A 4841-nucleotide genomic window follows, 5' to 3' on the forward strand; every position below is an offset into this window, starting at 1 on the left:
GAGGCGGTGGAGCTGTGCTTCATCGACGACGACGGGAACGAGACGCGTCGGGAGATGACCGAGGCCGACCACCTCGTCTGGCACGCCTACGTGCCGCAGTGCCAGCCTGGACAGCGCTACGGCTACCGCGTGCACGGCCCCTACGACCCGGCCGAGGGCCACCGGTGCAACCCCGCCAAGCTGCTGCTGGACCCCTACGCGAAGGCGATCGACGGCCAGGTGGACGGCCACCAGGCGCTGTTCTCCTACGACTTCGGCGACCCCGACTCCCGCAACACCGAGGACTCCCTGCCCCACACCATGCTGTCGGTGGTGGTGAACCCGTTCTTCGACTGGGGCCACGACCGGCCGCCGCAGCGGGAGTACCACGACAGCGTCATCTACGAGGCCCACGTCAAGGGGCTGACGATGACCCACCCGGAGGTCCCCGAGGAGATCCGGGGCACCTACGCCGCTATGGCCCACCCGGCCGTCATCGAGCACCTCACCCAGCTCGGCGTCACCGCGATCGAGCTGCTGCCGGTCCACCAGTACGTCCAGGACAGCCACCTGATCGACAAGGGGCTGAGCAACTACTGGGGCTACAACACCATCGGGTTCCTGGCGCCGCACAACGGCTACGCGGCCTACGGCACGCGCGGGGAGCAGGTCACCGAGTTCAAGTCGATGGTGAAGGCGCTGCACGAGGCCGACATCGAGGTGATCCTCGACGTGGTCTACAACCACACCGCCGAGGGCAACCACCTCGGCCCGACGCTGGCCTTCCGCGGCATCGACAACGCCGCCTACTACCGGCTGGTCGACGACGACAAGCGGCACTACTACGACACCACCGGCACCGGCAACAGCCTGCTGATGCGCAACCCGCACGTGCTGCAGCTGATCATGGACTCGCTGCGCTACTGGGTGACCGAGATGCACGTGGACGGCTTCCGGTTCGACCTGGCCGCCACGCTGGCGCGGCAGTTCCACGAGGTCGACAAGCTCTCCGCCTTCTTCGACATCATCCAGCAGGACCCGGTGGTCTCCCAGGTCAAGCTCATCGCCGAGCCCTGGGACCTCGGCGACGGCGGCTACCAGGTCGGCAACTTCCCGCCGCTGTGGACGGAGTGGAACGGCCTCTACCGCGACACCGTCCGCGACTTCTGGCGCGGGGAGCCCTCCACTCTCGGCGAGTTCGCCTCCCGGCTGACCGGCAGCTCGGACCTGTACGAGCACTCCGGGCGGCGCCCGATCGCCTCCATCAACTTCGTCACCGCCCACGACGGCTTCACGCTGCGGGACCTGGTCTCCTACAACGAGAAGCACAACGAGGCCAACGGCGAGGGCGGCAACGACGGCGAGGCCCACAACCGGTCCTGGAACCACGGCGTCGAGGGCCCCACCGACGACCCCGAGGTCAGCGCGCTGCGGCTGCGGCAGCAGAAGAACTTCCTCACCACGCTCCTGCTCAGCCAGGGCGTGCCGATGATCGCCCACGGCGACGAGCTCTCCCGCAGCCAGGACGGGAACAACAACGTCTACTGCCAGGACAACGAGACCGCCTGGGTGGACTGGGACCTCACCGACGACGGCGAGGAGCTGCTGGCCTTCGCCCAGAACCTCATCACGCTGCGGCGCACCCACCCGGCCTTCCGCCGGCGCCGGTTCTTCGCCGGGGAGGCCGGCCACGGCGGGCAGAGCGAGCTGGGCGACATCCTCTGGTACTCCCCCAGTGGCGAGCCGATGGCGGAGGAGGACTGGTCCAACTCCTACGCCCGCTCCATCATGGTCTTCCTCAACGGACAGGCCATCGAGACCCCGGACGCGCTGGGCCGGCCGGTGGTCGATGACCACTTCCTGCTGCTGTTCAACGCCCACCACGAGGCCGTCACCTTCATCATCCCCGACGGGATCAACACCCCCGCCTGGCGCAACGTCGTGGACACCGCGACCAGCACCGCCGAGGAGGAGCGGGAGTGGGCCGCCGGTGCCCCGGTGGAGCTGCCGCCGCGGACCGTGGTGGTGCTCACCGGGACTCCCGAGCCGGAGGAGAACGGCAACGGCGCGGGCGAGTAGCGGCCCCGGCCGCTAGGACGCGGCCAGCCGCGCCTTCTCGGCCTCGACGTCGAAGTCGGCCTCCGGCCACCGCAGGCCCAGCCCGCGCAGGTGCTCCAGCAGCAGCTGCTGCACCGCCAGCCGGGCGTACCACTTGCGGTCGGCGGGGACGACGAACCACGGGGCGTGCCCGGTGCTGCACTGGTCGAGGACGGCCTGGTAGGCCTCCCGGTAGTCGTCCCAGTGGCGCCGCTCGTCGACGTCGCCGGGGTTGTACTTCCAGTGCTTGTCGGGCCGCTCCAGCCGCTTGGCGAGCCGCTCGCGCTGCTCCTTCTTGGACAGGTGCAGCATCACCTTGATGAGGGTGGTGCCCTGCTCGGCGAGCTGGGCCTCGAAGCGGTTGATAGTGGCGTAGCGGCGCGCCCACTGCCGGCGCGGCACCAGGTCGTGCACCCGCACGATGAGGACGTCCTCGTAGTGCGAGCGGTCGAAGACGCCGATGCGGCCCGCCTCGGGCAGCGCCTTGCGGATGCGCCACAGGAACGGGTGCCGGCGCTCCTCCTCGGTCGGTGCCTTGAACGCGGTCAGGTCCACCCCCTGCGGGTCCACGGACCCGATGACGTGGCGCATGATGCCGCCCTTGCCCGCGGTGTCCATGCCCTGCACCACCAGCAGAATCCGCTGCCGGCCGCCGGCGACGCCGTTGGCGTAGAGCAGCTCCTGCAGCTGGCCGAGCTCGTCGTCGGCGGAGACGAGCGCCTTCTTGCCGTGCTTCTTCTTGCCCTCGAAGGCGGGGGTGCCCCGGGGGTCGATCGCGCCCAGGTCGGTGCCGGGCCCGGCCCGCAGGGCGTCGCTGAACGGGGTCCGGCTGGCGTCGGTGCGGTCACGGCTGCTGCTACCCATCCCGGCATCCTGGCAGGCCCGGCGCTGGGCTGCCTGTCAGCGCAGGAAGTCGCGCAGCTGGCCCTCCCACCGGTCGCTGTCGACGTTCCACAGCCGGCAGTGCAGCGGACCGTCCCACAGCTCCAGCCGCACCAGGTCGGGCCGGCGCGCCGCGAGCTCGGCCGAGGGCCCGTAGGGCACGACGTCGTCGGTGGTGGCGTGCATCAGCAGCATCGGGTGGCGCAGCTCGCTGGCACGCGCCACCCAGTTGGTGACCGCGATGTCGATGGGCTCGGCCACCCCGACCAGGTGCCGGGTCGCGCGCCGGCCCATGAGCAGCCGCGCCAGCACGTCCACCGAGCGGGGGATCCGGTTGAGGTCGGCGTGGTGGGAGAGCACGACCCCCCAGTCGATGACCGGGCAGTCCAGCACCACCTTGTCCACCCAGCCGGACAGGTCCGAGCGCGCCAGCGTCTGCAGCAGGATCGCCCCGCCCATGGACCATCCCACCAGGGTGACGGTGCGGGCGCCGTGGCCGATCGCGTACCGGATGGCGGCCTCCACGTCACGCCACTCCGACAGCCCCAGGTTGTAGCGGCCGTCGGCGCTGGGCGGCGCGCCCGGGTCGTTGCGGTAGCGCGGCACCAGGCTGGTGAACCCGAGCTCGCGCATCACCGGCAGCGCCCGCAGCGTCTCCTCCTGCCGGGCGCTGCGGCCGTGCACCAGCACCGCCCAGGCACCCGGCCGGCGGGCGGGGTCGGCCGGGGCGACCCGCCACGCCGGCAGCTCACCCACGTCGGACCGGACCTGCACCTCGTCGAACTCCAGGCCCAGCGCCGAGCGCGGGTCGCCGCAGTAGTAGTAGCTGTTCCACCGCGCCGGCCCGGGCAGCAGCGTCCCGCCGTCCACGCCGTGCAGCGCCCGCACCACGGTGCGGTCCTGCGTGCGCCGGGGCGACAGGTCGGTCTCGAGCACCTCACCCAGCCGGGCGTGCCCCTGGCCGCGCTGCAGCCACAGCCCGTAGCGGCCGGGAGACACGGTGTGCGGCTGCGCCCGCAGCGTCACCGTGCCGGCGGCCTCGTCCACCGCGACGACGTGGGCGTCGTCCTTGCGCTCCAGCTCCGGGGTGATGACCCGCCGGGCGAAGTAGGTGGCGGTGGCCACCGACGCCAGCGCCGCCGCGACGCCGGCGACCACCCCGCCGGTCGCCGCGACCGAGGCCGCGCGCGGACCCCACCGCACCACCCGGTCGAGCACAGGGTGCGGGTGCTGCTGCCGCGTCATCACCGGCCGTCCGGCACCGGCGGCTGCAGGACGTCGGCCAGGTCGTAGGACACCGGCCGCTCCAGCTGGTCGTAGGTGCAGCTGCCGGGGTCGCGGTCGGGCCGCCACCGGACGAACTGGGTGGTGTGCCGGAACCGGTCGCCCTCCATGTAGTCGTAGCGAACCTCGACCACCCGCTCCGGCCGCAGCGGCACGAACGAGAGGTCCTTGCCGGCGTTCCACCGCGAGGTCTCGTTGCGCCGCGGGGTGCGCTCGCCCTCGACGTGGGCGGCCCAGTCCCATGGGTGCCCGGCGAAGTCGGTGACCAGCGGCTGCAGCTCGGTGAGCAGCTCGCGGCGCCGCGCCATCGGGAAGGAGGCGCACACGCCGACGTGGGCCAGCGTGCCCCGGCCGTCGTAGAGGCCCAGCAGCAGCGAGCCGACGGCGTCGTCACCGGACTTGTGCAGCCGGTAGCCGGCCACGACGCAGTCGGCGGTGCGCTCGTGCTTGACCTTGCCCATCACCCGCTTGTCCTGCTGGTAGCTGCCCTGCGGGTCCTTGGTGATGAGCCCGTCCAGCCCGGCGCCCTCGAAGTGCTGGAACCACTCGCGGGCGGTGGCCGGGTCGTCGGTCAGCGGGGTGAGGTGCACCGGCGGCCG

Annotated in this window: 4 protein-coding genes; 1 reads left to right on the top strand and 3 read right to left on the bottom strand. The window is 71.9% G+C overall.

What is annotated here, in order from left to right:
• Window positions 1-2058: glycogen debranching protein GlgX (gene glgX, locus GFJ45_RS15060; RefSeq protein WP_153398651.1), on the top strand; the 2058-nt coding region annotated here is incomplete at its 5' end.
• 12 nt (window positions 2059-2070) lie between these two features.
• On the opposite strand, the gene GFJ45_RS15065 is transcribed toward glgX, so the two are convergent.
• The 3 genes from GFJ45_RS15065 to GFJ45_RS15075 all read right to left on the bottom strand — a co-directional run.
• Window positions 2071-2940 carry a polyphosphate kinase 2 family protein gene (locus GFJ45_RS15065; protein ID WP_153398653.1) on the bottom strand — a complete coding sequence of 290 codons (870 nt, stop codon included), beginning with the start codon at window positions 2938-2940 and terminating at the stop codon, window positions 2071-2073.
• A 36-nt stretch (window positions 2941-2976) separates the two neighbouring features.
• A complete protein-coding gene (locus tag GFJ45_RS15070; protein ID WP_228387128.1) occupies window positions 2977-4203 on the bottom strand; it encodes an alpha/beta hydrolase family protein in 1227 nt (408 codons plus the stop codon).
• Window positions 4203-4841: ATP-dependent DNA ligase (locus tag GFJ45_RS15075; RefSeq protein ID WP_153398655.1), on the bottom strand; the 639-nt coding region annotated here is incomplete at its 5' end. The genes GFJ45_RS15075 and GFJ45_RS15070, both read right to left, overlap by 1 nt.

The sequence above is a fragment of the Ornithinicoccus halotolerans genome, assembly GCF_009602535.1.
Classification (GTDB): Bacteria; Actinomycetota; Actinomycetes; order Actinomycetales; family Dermatophilaceae; genus Ornithinicoccus; species Ornithinicoccus halotolerans.

What these genes read in the sequence shown, in the direction of transcription:
- GFJ45_RS15065 (WP_153398653.1), bottom strand. Translation starts at nt 2,940, where the DNA reads ATGGGTAGCAGCAGCCGTGACCGCACCGACGCCAGCCGGACCCCGTTC.
- GFJ45_RS15070 (WP_228387128.1), bottom strand. Translation starts at nt 4,203, where the DNA reads ATGACGCGGCAGCAGCACCCGCACCCTGTGCTCGACCGGGTGGTGCGG.